The organism is Streptomyces sp. NPDC028289 (genome assembly GCF_055565975.1).
Genome location: NZ_JBVHTI010000002.1, coordinates 679,499 through 693,166, shown reverse-complemented (window position 1 = coordinate 693,166; position 13,668 = coordinate 679,499). Strand labels below are relative to the sequence as shown.

At 71.8% G+C, this 13,668-nt stretch carries 11 protein-coding genes; 9 read left to right on the top strand and 2 right to left on the bottom strand.

Annotation, left to right across the window (positions count from 1 at the left end; genetic code table 11):
• Positions 1-2 precede the first annotated feature (2 nt).
• Complete coding sequence (locus ACZ4UV_RS11045; protein ID WP_467837423.1) at positions 3-4,181, bottom strand: CHAT domain-containing protein; 4,179 nt, start codon at positions 4,179-4,181, stop codon at positions 3-5.
• A 137-nt stretch (positions 4,182-4,318) separates the two neighbouring features.
• Here ACZ4UV_RS11045 and ACZ4UV_RS11040 point away from each other — a divergent pair, with 137 nt between their 5' ends.
• From ACZ4UV_RS11040 to ACZ4UV_RS11025, 4 genes are read left to right on the top strand one after another with little or no spacing between them, the layout of a single operon-like run.
• Positions 4,319-4,696, top strand: coding sequence for a CATRA system-associated protein (locus ACZ4UV_RS11040; RefSeq protein ID WP_451017244.1), 378 nt, complete (start codon positions 4,319-4,321; stop codon positions 4,694-4,696).
• Positions 4,665-6,461 carry a CATRA conflict system CASPASE/TPR repeat-associated protein gene (locus ACZ4UV_RS11035; RefSeq protein ID WP_451017243.1) on the top strand — a complete coding sequence of 599 codons (1,797 nt, stop codon included), beginning with the start codon at positions 4,665-4,667 and terminating at the stop codon, positions 6,459-6,461. The genes ACZ4UV_RS11040 and ACZ4UV_RS11035 overlap by 32 nt, the downstream gene beginning before the upstream one ends.
• A 38-nt stretch (positions 6,462-6,499) precedes the next feature.
• Entirely contained in the window at positions 6,500-7,060 is a 561-nt protein-coding gene (locus ACZ4UV_RS11030) for a Pycsar system effector family protein (RefSeq protein WP_467837421.1), read from the top strand.
• 59 nt (positions 7,061-7,119) lie between these two features.
• The gene (locus ACZ4UV_RS11025) at positions 7,120-7,554 is read left to right on the top strand and encodes a VOC family protein (RefSeq protein WP_351500172.1); all 435 of its coding nucleotides are present in this window, start codon (positions 7,120-7,122) and stop codon (positions 7,552-7,554) included.
• A 13-nt stretch (positions 7,555-7,567) separates the two neighbouring features.
• Here ACZ4UV_RS11025 and ACZ4UV_RS11020 read toward each other — a convergent pair whose 3' ends face one another.
• Complete coding sequence (locus ACZ4UV_RS11020; protein WP_451017240.1) at positions 7,568-8,533, bottom strand: DUF1152 domain-containing protein; 966 nt, start codon at positions 8,531-8,533, stop codon at positions 7,568-7,570.
• 127 nt (positions 8,534-8,660) lie between these two features.
• Here ACZ4UV_RS11020 and ACZ4UV_RS11015 point away from each other — a divergent pair, with 127 nt between their 5' ends.
• From ACZ4UV_RS11015 to ACZ4UV_RS10995, 5 genes are all read left to right on the top strand, one after another.
• Positions 8,661-9,590: an NAD(P)H-binding protein gene (locus tag ACZ4UV_RS11015; protein WP_451017239.1), complete on the top strand. Its 930-nt coding sequence runs from the start codon at positions 8,661-8,663 to the stop codon at positions 9,588-9,590.
• Positions 9,591-10,225: 635 nt separating this feature from the next.
• On the top strand, positions 10,226-11,431 hold the full coding sequence (locus tag ACZ4UV_RS11010; RefSeq protein WP_467837418.1) for a L,D-transpeptidase: 1,206 nt from the start codon (positions 10,226-10,228) through the stop codon (positions 11,429-11,431).
• A 240-nt stretch (positions 11,432-11,671) separates the two neighbouring features.
• A complete protein-coding gene (locus ACZ4UV_RS11005) occupies positions 11,672-12,010 on the top strand; it encodes an antibiotic biosynthesis monooxygenase family protein (protein ID WP_123972261.1) in 339 nt (112 codons plus the stop codon).
• The gene (locus tag ACZ4UV_RS11000) at positions 12,007-12,894 is read left to right on the top strand and encodes an NAD(P)-dependent oxidoreductase (RefSeq protein ID WP_451017237.1); all 888 of its coding nucleotides are present in this window, start codon (positions 12,007-12,009) and stop codon (positions 12,892-12,894) included. Before ACZ4UV_RS11005 ends, ACZ4UV_RS11000 begins: the two co-directional genes overlap by 4 nt.
• A partial coding sequence (locus tag ACZ4UV_RS10995; protein WP_467837416.1) for an amidohydrolase family protein occupies positions 12,891-13,668 on the top strand: 778 nt, incomplete at its 3' end. The genes ACZ4UV_RS11000 and ACZ4UV_RS10995, both read left to right, overlap by 4 nt.

The window sequence follows — 13,668 nt, the reverse complement described above, 5'->3', positions numbered from 1 at the left end:
GGTCAGCCCTCGCCGACCAGGACGAAAGCCGCCCAGTGCGAAGGCCGCTCGGTGTACGTGGCGCGGGTCCGGCGCAGGCCCACGGACGCGGCGAACCGGTTGAGTTCGGCCGTGTCGGCGTCCCGCAGCCAGGCCTGGGCCCGGGCCAGTGCCGCCGCGGGCGGCATCGGCGGCTCGTCCTGTTCCGGGTCGCCCAGCAGGTGGCAGGCGTAGAACCTGGCGATCAGGAGCGCCGTGGAGCGGTCGTTGACCTCCCACAGGCTTCCGACGACGCCGGCTGCTCCGGACTGCACCAGTCCGCCCGGCAGGCCGATGCCCTCGTCGGGCAGTCGCGCCATGTCGGTCACCGCCGTCCGGCAGGCGGAGGCCACGACGAGCCGGATGCCGGCGAGGGCCTGGCCGTCCAGTAGTTCACGAAGGGTGAGCCGGTCGCCGTCGGCGAGCTCAAGACAGGACGCGACCGGGTCGGCCGCGTCGTAGTAGCCGTGCCCGGCGAAGTGCAGATGGGTCGCGGCCGGCAGTGCCCGAAGCAGGTTCTCCCGGGTGGCGTCGGCCCCGGTCAGGGCCGCACCGGGCTCGGTGAACAGCCCGCGCACCGCGCCGAGTTCGGATCCGGCCCAGGGAAGGGGCGGGTCGCACGGGTGGGGCTCGGCGACTCCCAGCAGCCGGGCCCTGCCGTGCGGGGGCTCCGTGCTCGTGGCCCGGGCGGCGATGAGCACGCGCGCGGAGGGCGTGTACGACACGGCGACGTCGTCGAACAGGCAGCGCGTCGTGCCTTCCACCGGGATGCGGGCGGCGTGAACGGGCAGGACGCCGAGGACGCCGGTGGTCACCAGGACGGCACGGTTCACGTCCAGGGAGCGCAGCCGCCTGGCGAGCGGAGCCAACAGCCGGGCGCCCAGCAGGTCGAGCAGCGGCAGGAGGTGCTCGTCCTCCTCCAGCGACGGGTGTGCCCCGAGCGCGACGAGCAATTCCGGTTCGGTCAGCGGCGCCTGTACGACGTCGATGCGGATCCCGGGTTCCTCCGGCGCCGCCTGGACGAGCAGGGCCACGCTGCCGTGTCGTGCCGTGATGAGGTAGACCAGCGGTGGTCCGTCGGTCACGGCCCGGCGCACGGCCGTCATCGGTGCCGAACGCAGGAAGTCGTGGCGGCCGGGCAGGGCCCGGATGGCTTCGGTGGCGGCGGTGAGCTGCGCCTGAGCGTCCGTCATCGCGGCGCGCAGGCGGCGCGGGGTGCCGGACTCCCGCGGGTCCCGGTCGGCGCGCTGACGAGCCTCCACGGTCCGGACGCGCTGCACGGCTGAGCGGAAACCGGCCACGGCGTCCGGGTGTTCGCGGGCCAGGACCTCCAGTCCGACGCGGTCGCGCTGCAGCCTGTCGCCCAGGTCCCGGGCCCGGCTCTGTTCCAGGACGGCCACCGCGCGCTCCGGGCGGCCGGCGCGCACCAGGGCATGGGCGGCCTCCCTGGGAAGGTCGGCGGTCTGGACGATTTCCGCCTCCTTGCCGCCGGGCAGCACGGTGATCCGGTAGAGGCTCTCAGCCGCCTCCAGCGCCCGCTCGTAGGCGTCGGCCGCCGCGTACCAGGCCCCGGACTCGGCGTGCGCGTCGCCCAGCAGTCCCCAGGCACGCCGGGCGTGATCGGGGGCGGTCGCCGGGGACACGACGGACACGACCTCGGTGAGGAGCCGCACCGCCTTGGCGACCCGGTCGCCCCTGTCCCGGGGACCGAGTGACGTCAGCCAGGCCCTGGCCAGCTCGGTGGCGGACTCGGCCCACTCCAGGGGCACCGTGTCCGGCGTGCGTGTCTCGAGACTGCTTTCCAGGAGCCGGACGGCACGTTCGGAGTCGGGCCGGTCCCCGCGGCGCAGGGTGGCTGCCAGGTTGTACCGGGCGCGTGCCGCCTCGTGGCGGTCGCCGTGCGCTTCGTACGTCTCCAGCGCCGTCGTGTGCAGTTCGATCGCGGTGCCGAGGTCCTCGGCCGTGACCTCGCGGCGCTGGACGAGGGTGTTGGCCAGGTTGTCCGCGATGGCGGCGTGCATGAGGGGGTCCTCGGCCGCGGGGGCCAGTTCGAGGCCGCGCCGGTACCACCTCACCGCCTCGTCGAGGGCGGCCGTGCCGCTCCGGACCGCGGTGTTGGCCAGGGCGTCCGCGATGGCGGTGGCGGCGTTCGCCATGTCCAAGGGGAGCCGCAGCTCCTCGTAGAGTGCGAAGGCCTCCTGCGCGTGGTGCAGGGCCGTGCTCTGGTTGGCGTCGTGGTCGCCCTGGAGCCGCATCCGGTAGCAGCGGCTGAGGTTGACGAGCGCGTGGGCGCGGGCACGGCCCCTCAGTTCCGGCGCCCGCACCGCCTGTTCGAGGTGGCGTCGGCCGAGTTCCAGGGCGTCGGGGTCCGCGGCGAGCGCCGGTTCGGACAGGACGAGGCCGATGTTGCTCTGCGCGATGGCCCAACGGTCCGGGTGTTCCTCGCGGTTGAACACGGTCAGGGCCGCCATGTGACGGTGCAGCGCCCGGCGCAGGTTACGGGTCCGGTCGTCCGGGCATTCCCAGTAGGCGTTCGCCAGGTTGGCGACGGTCGCCGCCCACTCCACGGGGCTGGTGGACCGGCGGAAGTGGGTGAGGGCGGCACGGAGGGCACGCTGGGCCCGGGCGACGTTGTCGGCCTTGTTCCCGCGCGGGCGGGAGCGCCAGACCGATCCCAGGAAGGCCTGCATCGTCGCCCACTTGTCCCGGCTCTCCGGCCGGTTCAGCAGACGGGTCGCCTCCTCGGCGAGCCGGATCGCGTGGTCGTGGCTCTCTGGGTCGCCGCCGGAGCCCGTGGCGTACAGCTGGGCGAGTTCGGCGAGGAGGAGACCGTGTACTCCTGGATGGCGGTCGGCGGGGACGACGGCGAGCGCCTCGGCGAGCAGGGCACCGCGCCGGTCGGGCCGGTCCGTGAGCAGCCTGAGCCGCAGCAGTCCGGGCAGGTCGGGTGGCAGTCGGTCGGCGTCGTCCCCCGCGACTGCGCATACCTCCGCCCAGTCGATCCGGTGCCACTCGGCCAGGGCGCCGTCAGGGAGTGCCGCGAGGTGGTCCAGCGCCGCGTCCAGTCCGTCTGCTCCGGTCCGCCCGCCCGTCGCGCCCGGAGCCGGGCCGACCGCGTCCCGCCGGTTGACGAGCATCTGCAACGCCAGCCCGCCGCACAGCGCTGGATGACCGGCGACGGCCGCGTCCCGCTCCTCCTTCGTCGCGGCGGTGAGCAGAACGGCCAGGGCTTCCTCCGCCTCCAGGACGGCGTTCAACTGCTCCAGCTCGGGGGCGGGCGCGCCGGTGGCGCGGGCCCTGTCCAGGGCTTCGTGTGCGGCGGCCCGCGCGGCCGGCGTGTCTCCGCGCCGCACGTGCAGGCGTGCGGCGGTGTGCAGTGCCTCCGCCGCGTCGGGGGCGGCGCCGTCGGCGTCGAACATCCCGACAGCGGCCTGGAGAGTGCGCAGTGCCTCCTCGTCCGCCCCCGCCTCGGCCTGGGCCGCCGCGATCAGCCGCAGGGAGCGTGCCTCGTTCAGCCGGTCGCCCAGGTCGTGGAAGAGGCGCCGGGCCCGGGCCGAGTAGTCGGCCGCCTGGTCTGGATCGCCGAGCGCGTGCAGCAGCGGAGCCAGATCGCCCGACGTCCGCGCCTCGCCGCGCGGATGGCGGGCGTTGCGGTAGGCCAGCGCCGCCTGCTGCAGCAGGGCCGCGGCCTGGGCCAGGTCACCACGCCGGTGGTGAAGTTGCCCGAGGTGGGCCAGGGCCGAGGCCCGGACCGGCTGGTCGTCCAGGTCGGCGGCGAGGTCGGCGACCTCCTGGAACTGCCGCTCGGCGTCGGCGTCCCGTCCCTGATGCTGGAGCGCGACTCCCAGGCTCTGGAGCAGGTCCATACGCACCCGGTCGGCTCCGAGCCGCACCGCGCCCGCCACGCCGAGACGTCCGGTCGCCTCCAGGGCAGCCCAGTCCTGTACGGCGATCAGGAAGTGCACCAGGTGCTGGGCCAGTTCGACGGTCCGTTCGTCGTCTCCCGCGCCGGCCGACGACTCCAGTCGCTCCGAGAGCTCCGCTCTGGCGGACGAGAACCAGGCGAGGGCGGCGCCGCGCGCCTCTCCGTCCGGTGCGACGAGGCCGTTCAGCCGCCCCGCCATCTCGGCGAGCAGGTCCGGCTCCCCCGTGTTCGTGCCCATACCCCTCCCCCGGGTCGGCGATCACCGTCGTTCCGTTGTTCGGATCCGCGGGCGGGAACCGGAACGGCTGTCCCGACCGTATAGATCTGTGTCGAGACGGATACGCTAAGTGAAGCGTACGGGGTCGAGGGGGATCGGTGACCGGGCGGCAGACGATCGACGACGAGACGCGGACCGACGTACTGGAGATCCTCGGAGATCTGCTCGAATGGAGGCTCCCACCGCAGCGTTGGGACCGCGTGCAAGCTCTTGTCGACGCACTCGCCGAGGCCCTGGCGGCCGGCGACGGCGACGGCGTACGCGACGTCACCGCCGAACTCGAGCTGTCCGGTCCGGTGCGGATCACCAGGATCGGTGCCGACCCGGTGCTCCCGGCCCCACCGCACACCCGGGACCAGGCGAACCATCTGGTCCACTCGCTCGGCGGCCCGCCGCCGCAGGATGCCGGTGACGGTGCCGGCACCGTCACCGGGGGAGGTGGCGATGACGACGGACCCGACCAGGTCTCCCGTTGACCAGGAGCTCGTCGTCCACCTCTGCACGGCGCTCGACGGACCACAGGCCGCCCGGGGGTACGAACAGATCCGCCGCATCTGGGAGCGCTGCCGGGACGAGCTCGGCATGGATCAGCCGATCGCCGGCACGGGGCTGCCGACCACGCTGCCGCCCGGCCCCCGAACCCTCGTGCCGGGAAAGCCCGCGGCAGCCCAGGAGCACCCGACGGCGGACTTCCAGGCGGTCGTGCGGCGCGAGCACGACATGGTCAACCTGTCGGTCGCGCTCGCCGCGCCGCTCGGGGCCGCCTCCAGGCGCCTGCGCATCGGTTCGGCGTCGCCGCCCGGCTGGGTGGAGTTCGACCGGTGGTGGGCCGGGCTGACCGCCGACGGCACCGAGGCGGTGCTGGGCGAGACGCGGGTGTACCAGGCGAAGTCCGTCGGTACGGACGTCCCGCCGCTCGACCTCGCGGCGGCCGAGGTCCGCCGGGCCCTTCCCGACGGCGACAACGCTCCGTACTGGTGGCAGCGGGGCTGGACCACCGAGCAGGGCTTCGCCGTCTGGGAGCTGTCGCCGGACGACACCGGGCCCCGGCGGCGCATCGTCGTACTGGCCCCACAGGACCAGGACGCCGAGCTCAGCGCCTGGACGTGGAGCCGGGGACAGCCCGACATGCCGCCCCTGTGCCGCTACTCCATGCACGCGGCGAAGCTGCGCTACCAGGCCCGGGTGCGGGACGACGGGGATGTGATCGGCACCCTGATCCGGCAGGTCGTCGAACGCACCGATCAGCTGCCCGAGTTGTCTCACCGCCGCCCTGCCGACGCGTCGGCCGAGCTCGGTGCGCTGCGCGACGACGAGGCTCGTCTCGCTCTGGTGCACGCCGATGTGCGGGACATGCTGCACACCGTGCGCATAGCCGTCGACAACATGGCCAAGGCCCAGTCCGCCCTCTTCCCCACCGACCGGGAGCTCGCCGAGTGGCTCCCCCGCCAACTCGGCAACGACGCCGACTACCTGACGAGCGCCCGGCAGCGCGCCGAGGATCTGCGCCGCCTGCTCGGCCCCGCGGCCGACGCGGCGGGCCCTGCGACCGACGGCGGGACCCGACGGAACCCGTCTCAGCCGGGCGGCGGTGCCATCCGCTCGGGCGGCGGAGCCGTCCGCTCGTCCGCGGCGGCGGACGCACCCCGTTCTGCCCGCCCGCCGGCCGGCGGCGTCCCGGAGCCCGTCAGGCTCCGCATGGGGTTCGCCGTGGACATCGAGGGATACAGTCGCCGCACCGCCCCGGAACAGAGCGACCTGCAGGTCCGGCTCGCCCTCGTCGTCCGGCAGGTCCTCGAAGGCCTGGACATCGCCCTGGAGGAGACCGACCACCAGGGGACGGGGGACGGGATGAACGTCTTCCTCCCGGCCGGGGCGGAACTGCACCGGGCGCTTCCCCACGTACTCCGTTCCTGGCAGGACCGACTCGCCGCCGACAACCGCCGCTTCCGCGACCGGATGCGCCTGCGCCTCGCCACCGTCGTGGGACCGGTCGGGATCGCCGCCCTCGGCTACTCGGGCAGCACCATCGTCAAGGTCAGCCGCATGCTCGACAGCGCGGTGCTGCGCACCGCCCTCCGGGACAACTCGCAGGTCGACTACGCGGCCCTGGTCTCCGAACCGCTCCACGAGTACGTCGTCGGGGAGGGCCATCCGGGGCTGGACCCGCAGGAGTTCCGGCGTGTGCTGGTCGAGTTCAAGGAGTACCAGGCACACGCGTGGCTGTGGCTTCCCGCCTGACGCCGCAAGCATCACCGAGGAACGAAGGGAGCAGTACGGTGCTCGGACCACGCCGTCGGCACACGTCCCCACCGCAGATACCGCCGCCGCAGGCATCCGCGGTGGACAACGCCTGGCGAACGCTCCAGACCGTCACCGACTGGATCAAACACGCCGAAGCGAAGGCGGCGGTGACGCTCACCGCGGCGGGAGTCATCGGCGGCATCGTGTACAGCCTGGTCACCACCGCGCGCCTGCACGACCTCCCCTTCGCCCTCGCCGCGTCCCTGTGCGCTCTGCTGACCGCAGGCTCGGCGACCGCCACCGCCATGGTCCTGCGCCCGCGGAGGAAGAACATCGGGCAACCGCCCAACCTGCTGTTCTTCGAACACGTGGCCCACGCCTACCGTTCCCCCGAGGACGGCTACCCCGAGGCGCTGGCGCGCCTCCTGGCCGACGACAGGGCACTGACCGTCGCCGTCGCCGAACAGATCTGGGCCAATGCGCACGTCGCCCGCCGAAAGTACTTCTGGAGCGGTGTCGCCACCGTCCTTCTGCTGTGCGCCTTCGCGGCCCTCGCTCTGACCGCGGCCCTCGCCGTGCTCGGCGACGCATCATGACGCACTTCGCTCGGGGAAATGAGCGGCAGGGTCCCCCTGGTACGCGGTACGGTGCGCCGATGCCAGCGATCAAGAAGTTCCAGGTCACCTTCGACTGCGCAGAACCCGAGCGCGTCGCCCGCTTCTGGTGCGAGGTGTTGGGGTACGTCGCACCGCCGCCGCCGGAGGGGTTCGCCACCTGGGAGGATTTCAACCGCACGCTGCCCCCCGAGAAGCGGGGTTCGTGGTTCGCCTGCAGTGATCCCACAGGTGTGGGCCCGCGCCTGTACTTCCAGCGCGTGCCCGAAGGCAAGACCGTCAAGAACCGGGTGCATCTGGACGTCCGGGTCGGCACCGGGCTCGTGGGGGACGAGCGTCTCGCCACCCTCGAAGCCGAGTGCGCACGTCTGGTCGCGCTCGGTGCGACCCATGTGCAGACGCTGTATGCCGACGGGGAGAACGAGTCGTGCATCCCCATGCTGGACATCGAGGGCAACGAATTCTGTATCGACTGAGCATGAGGAAGGCTCAGTGCGGGAACGCCCGCGGCGGACGCTGACGGGGCAGCGTGGTGCGGAACTCCTCGATCACGGAACTCACCTGCCGCATCAGCGAAGTCCCCTCCAGCAGACCGAGGTAGAGATTGCGGCGGGCCAGTCCGGGCAGGTCCACACAGAAGTACAGCGCCATCAGCGGGTTGACGAACAACTCGCCGCCCCTGGTCCGTTCCGTGAACCGGACGTCGCCGAAGTCACCGCGCACGGCGGCGGCGACGGATCCGTTCACGATGCTCGGACGGCTCGCGGTGTGGCGCTGGGCGTGCGCCACCGCGTCGAGATAGAGCGCACCCTCCCGTGCCGCCCCGAGCAGCGAGAACGCCCCGAGGTAGGCGCCGTCCCGGTCCAGGGCGGCCAGGTTCTCCAGTACGAGCGAGTGGTTCACGCCGTGATAGGCGTCCACCCCGAAGCCGAGGCAGGCCACCAGCCGGTGCGGGACCTCGTCGAGCCCGCTCACGGCGGCCAGGCTCGCCATGTCCTCCTCCGGAGTACCGAGACCGTGTTCGTCGCCGCGCATCAGGATGTCGGTGCCGCCGTCCACCAGCACGACCGCGTCGACACCGCCGAGATGCGTGATCAGCGTCCGGTAGGCCGCCCGCAGCGGGACGACCCCGATGCTCGGGAACGCGTACACGGTCGACGGCATGTCCTGGGCCGCGAGCCACCGGGCGAGCGTCCGCTCGGGGAAGTAGTCGCCGCGCAGCGGGGTGTCGGGCCCGACCGCCGCGACGTCCTGGTCCACCCACACATCGAGGTCCAGGCCGTACAGGTCGGCGAAGGACAGGTTCGCGAGGTGCACCTCCTTGCCCGCCGACCGCAGCGCGAGCGCGAGCGGCAGCCCGGCGTACACGTCGAAGCCGCCGCCCGCACCGGCGACGAGCACCCGTCGCGCAGCGCGCAGGCGGGTGAAGAACGCAGGTTCCCCCAGAGTGATCACCGCAGGACGCTACCAGGAGGGCGAGCGGGGGGCTGGCGATCGTGTCTGCTCCGGCTTCCGCCTGCTGTCGCCCCCGGCTCGTCGGGCTCCGGTTGCGCTCCGGCAGGGTGCACCACAGGCTGCTGGTATGGAGGGCGTCCCGCAAGCCAGTGTGCTGCCCATACTGGTGACGGGCGCGGCGGGCAGCACCGGTGCCGTCGGACGATCCGTGGCCGAAGGCCTTCGGCAACGGGGCCTGCCCGTCCGGGCCATGGTGCATCGCGAGGACGAACGGGCGGAGACGCTGCGCGCGACGGGCTGCGAGGTCGTCGTCGGAGACCTGACGCGCACCGGCGACGTCGCCGACGCCCTGGCCGGCTGTGGACGTGTGTACTTCGGCATGGGTGTGTCGGCGCAGTATCTGGAGGCTGCCGTGACGGCAGCGGCCGTCGCACGCGAGTACGGCCGCTTGGAAGTCTTCGTGAACATGTCGCAGCTCACTGTCTCCGAGATGGACCTCACCAGCACCTCCGAGTCCGTGCAGCAGCGGCAGCACTGGCTGGTGGAGCAGGTCCTCGGCTGGTCCGGCCTGCCCGTCGTCGAGGTCAGGCCCACCGTGTTCATGGAAAACCCGCTGTTCCGGGTGGGCTTCGCCTCGATCGCGAAGAACGGAAGCATCAGACTGCCGTTCGGCCGGGCGAAAACCTCCCCGGTGGCGGCCAGGGACGTCGCCGCGGTCGTGGAGGAGATCCTGGCCGATCCGGCCCCGCACATCGGCCGAACCTACGAGCTGACCGGCCCTCGCTCGCAGGACGTCGCCGCCATGGCGGCAGAGGTTTCCGCAGCCCTGGGACGACCGGTCGGTTACACCGACGTCCCCCTGCAGGAATGGATCGACGACTGTCTCAGACCGCTGGGACTGCCGGAGCACACCTTCCAGCACATCTCCACCATGGCCCGCCTTCACGCGGAGGACCGGTACGACCGCAAGGCGGACGGCGTCGAGCAGGTCACCGGGCGGCCTCCGTCGGGGGTGGCCGACTACGTCCGTGAGAACCCCGGCCTCTTCAGCCTCTGAACTCGCGTCGTCGTGCGGTGTACAGAGTCTTCGGAGGGACGGCCCGGTCGCCGCCGCCGCGACAGGCAACCGAGACCGCCACGTACCGGCTCATTGCGGAGTCGACGGACAGCCTCTCCGCCCGCGAACCGGTCGGCTTGCCGACCGAGCGGGGCGTCCAGAGATGTCGTACGGGACGGCGTAACCGTTCTGCGACGCCCGTCGGGCCGTCGGCCCCGTCAGGGCATCGCGAACAGTCGCCCGCCGCACCCACTGCCCGCACCGATCACCGATCACCGGTCCTGACGAGACCACTCGCCTCGGCTCACGCCGGCTCCGTCGCGCACCGCACCGTCAGGCGACGGCGCCGGGGACAGGGTGGGCGGCGCCCTGGAGGAGGAGGGTGTCACGGCGGCCGGTTCGACCCGGCCCGGTTCGTGCTGGGGATCAGCCAGCGCGGGGATGCCTGCAAACGCTCCGACAACGCTCTCGCAACGCGTGGAATTCGCCACAATTCCTATCTTCAGGGCGTATGAATCCATAAAAGTAGTTCTTCAAAGCTGGTTGCACTCTGCCGGTAACCAGCTCCAGGGATTCAACGACCGGCGTCACGGGAGAAGCGTTTGATCACGGTACGTAAGCGAACCACCGGGCTGATGGCTACGGCCGGCGTACTGGGCGGCATACTCGCGCTCACGGCCCTCGGCGGCACCAGCAACGCTGCCACCAGCGGCAACGACACCGGGACTCACCCGAAACCGCAGGCACAGGTAGATCGGGCGGCCGCCCAGGACGCTTCCGACGCCCGAATAAGGATCACGCCCGGGCAGGGCGCCTACGGCGTCGGAATCAACGGCCCCGTCAAAGTCACCGTCAGCGACGGGAAGCTCACCAAGGTGACCATGACAGCCGTCGCGACCGGTACCGAGATTCCGGGCACCCTGTCCGCGGACGGCACGTCCTGGAAGCCGAACGGCCCGCTGGAGCGGGCCACCAGGTACCAGGTCGCCGCAGAGGCCGAGGACGCCAAGGGCCGCTCCGCCACCGGGAACGCCACGATCACCACGGTCTCCCCGGCCAACGACTTCGTCGGGCACCTCTCCCCCGAGGACGGCTCGACCGTCGGCGTGGGCATGCCGGTGACGGTCAGCTTCGACAAGGCGATCGGCGACAAGGCCGCCGTGGAGTCGGAGATCCAGGTCAGCTCCAGCAGCGGGCAGCAGGTCGTCGGTCACTGGCTCAACGACGCCCGCCTGGACTTCCGCCCCGAGAGCTACTGGAAGCCCGGCTCCACCGTCACCGTCAAGCTCACCCGCCACGGCGTCCAGAAGACGGTCACGTTCACCATCGGCCGGAGCCAGATCAGCACCGTGGACGCCAGGACCAGGCAGATGACCGTCGTACGGGACGGCAAGACGATCAAGACCGTCCCGATCTCGTCCGGCAGCCCCGAGCACCCGACGTACAACGGTCGGATGGTCATCTCCGAGAAGTTCGGGCAGACCCACATGAACGGTGCGACCGTCGGCCTCATGAAGGACGGCAAGCCCGCGTACGACATCGACGACGTACCGCACGCCATGCGCCTGACCGCCTCGGGCACGTTCATCCACGGCAACTACTGGGGTGCCGACTCGATCTTCGGCAAGATCAACACCAGCCACGGCTGCGTGGGTCTCAACGACGTCAAGGGCGGCAGTGACGGCAAGCAGCCCGCCGCGTGGTTCTTCGACAACTCGATGATCGGTGACGTCGTGATCGTCAAGAACTCCGCGGACAAGACCGCCCTGGCCCCGGACAACGGCCTCAGCGACTGGAACATGCCGTGGACGGAATGGGTCTCGGGCAGCGCGACCGGCTGACACCGCTTCACTCCACGCGTGGGAGCTAGCGCTTCCCCACTGGTCCATCCATTTCGAGCGCGGCCATCCGCGCCCGGCGGCCGGCGGCACACAGCGCCTCGTCACTCACCCGGAAAGAGTAATCACGGTCCGTTATCCCCTTGTCCCCACTGGCCCGTCCCCCATTCGGAGTTGCGTCCGCACGGGGGACATGAGGCCGTTGGAGTCGTGTCCTGCCGGATCTCACCCTCAGGAGGAGACATGGGCACGAGGAACAACGGCCGGCCGGCCGACAAGCTGAGCGTCGTCTTCACGGTCCGAGTGATCGAGGGCGGCGAGCAGGGATTCCTGGATCTGTACGACCAGCTCCGCAAGTCCGTCGCCCGGACCCCCGGCCACATCGTCGAGAGGCTGGGAGCACCCGTGGACGACTCCCGGCAGTGGGTCATCACCAGCGAGTGGCAGACGGCCGAGCACTTCTTCGCCTGGCAGCAGAGCGCGGAGCACCGCGCACTGGTGGCTCCGCTGCGCGAGTGGGTCGACTCGACGCAGTCGCTGCGGTTCCGGGTCGTCAAGGAGACCAAGGGGGTGACGTCATGACGCGCACCGCCAACGGCCCCGTCGCCGTACTCGGGCTCGGCACGATGGGCACCGGCCTGGCCACCCGTCTCCTCGACCGGGGAATACCGGTCCGGGTCTGGAACCGTACCGTGGAGCGGGCCGAACCGCTTGCCGAGGCAGGCGCCTTCGTCGCCGCACACCCGGCCGACGCCGTCGAGGGCACGAGCGCTGCCCTCTGCGTCGTCGCCGACGGCGAAGCCCTCGGCTCCGTGCTGCGCGGACCCGACGGCGTCCTGTCCAAGGGCCCCTACCCCGGGGTCCTCATCTGCGCCAGCACCGTCTCCCCCGACGAGGTCATCCAGATCGCCGGGGACATCCCCTCGGTCGTGGACGTGGGCATGCTCGGCAACCGCGACCACGCCCGTGACGGCGAGCTCCGGCTCTTCGTCGGAGGCGAGGAGCCGGCGTTCGACGCCTGCCGCCCGCTGTTGGAGGCGCTGGGCAAGGAGGTCGTCCATCTGGGCGCACTCGGTTCCGGCATGCGGATGAAACTGTGCCTCAACCTCCTGATGGGCATCGAGGTGCAGGCCCTGGCCGAGGTCACCGAACTGGCGACCGCCTGCGGCCTCGACCGGCAGCTGGTCCTCAAGACCATAGCGGGCAGCGGTTTCGCCTCTCCGGTCATGGCGTTCAAGTCGAGGCGCCTGGGTTCCGGCCGCTTCGAAGAGCCGGACTTCCGGCTGCGGCTGATGGCGAAAGACCTCATGCTCGCTACCAAGCAGGCGGCGGCAGTCGGCCTGAGTCTGCCGCTGGCGACCGCCGCGGCAGAGACCCACGTCAATGCCACCGAGCAGGGACTGGGCGACCAGGACTGTGCCGCGGTCACCCGCGCACTCACACCGAAACCGGGTAGCGACACGTGATCATCGACATCCACGGGCATCTCTCCCCGCCGGAGGCGGCCAAACGCTTCCCCATGCCCCCGAGCCTGACCGACGTCGACGGCATGCTCGCCGCTCGCGCCGAGGCCGGCATCGACCTCACCATCATCGGCAGCCCCGTCGGCGCCGGAGCGATGGCGCGGGTACCGGGCGTGGACAACTACGCGCAACCACGAGACCGGCTGCGCAGTTTCCACGCCTGGATGTCGGGGCTGATCGCCAGGTTCCCCGACCGGTTGCGCGGCTATGTGTACGCCAACCCGTTCGGTGACGACGATCATCTCGACGGGGTGCGGGAGACCCTGGAGGACCCGGCCTTCGTCGGCCTGATCACCACGTCCAGCGTCCACGGGGAGCTGCTCGGCTCCCCGCGCGCCGACTCCTTCTTCGCGCTGGCCGCGGAGGCGGGCGTACCCGTCCTGGTGCACGCCCCCGCTGAACCGGTCGGCACGGAACGGGTCGACGAGATCGGCTTCGTCGAGCAGATCGGCCGGTTCGGCGACGTCACCATGGGCATGGCCATGATCGCCTTCGCGGGGTGGCTGGACAAGTACCCGGATCTACGGCTGATCGGTGCGACCGGCGGCGGCGCGATGGCGCTGCTGCCGGAGCGCCTGCAGACGGCGGCGGGGCCCCCGCCCCGGGGCCGGGGGGCGCCCCCCCCCCCCCCCCCCCGGGGGGGCGCCGGGGGGGGGGGGGGCCCCGGCCCCCCCCCCGGCCCCCCCCCCGGGGGGCGGGGCCCCTTGGGCGGGCCCA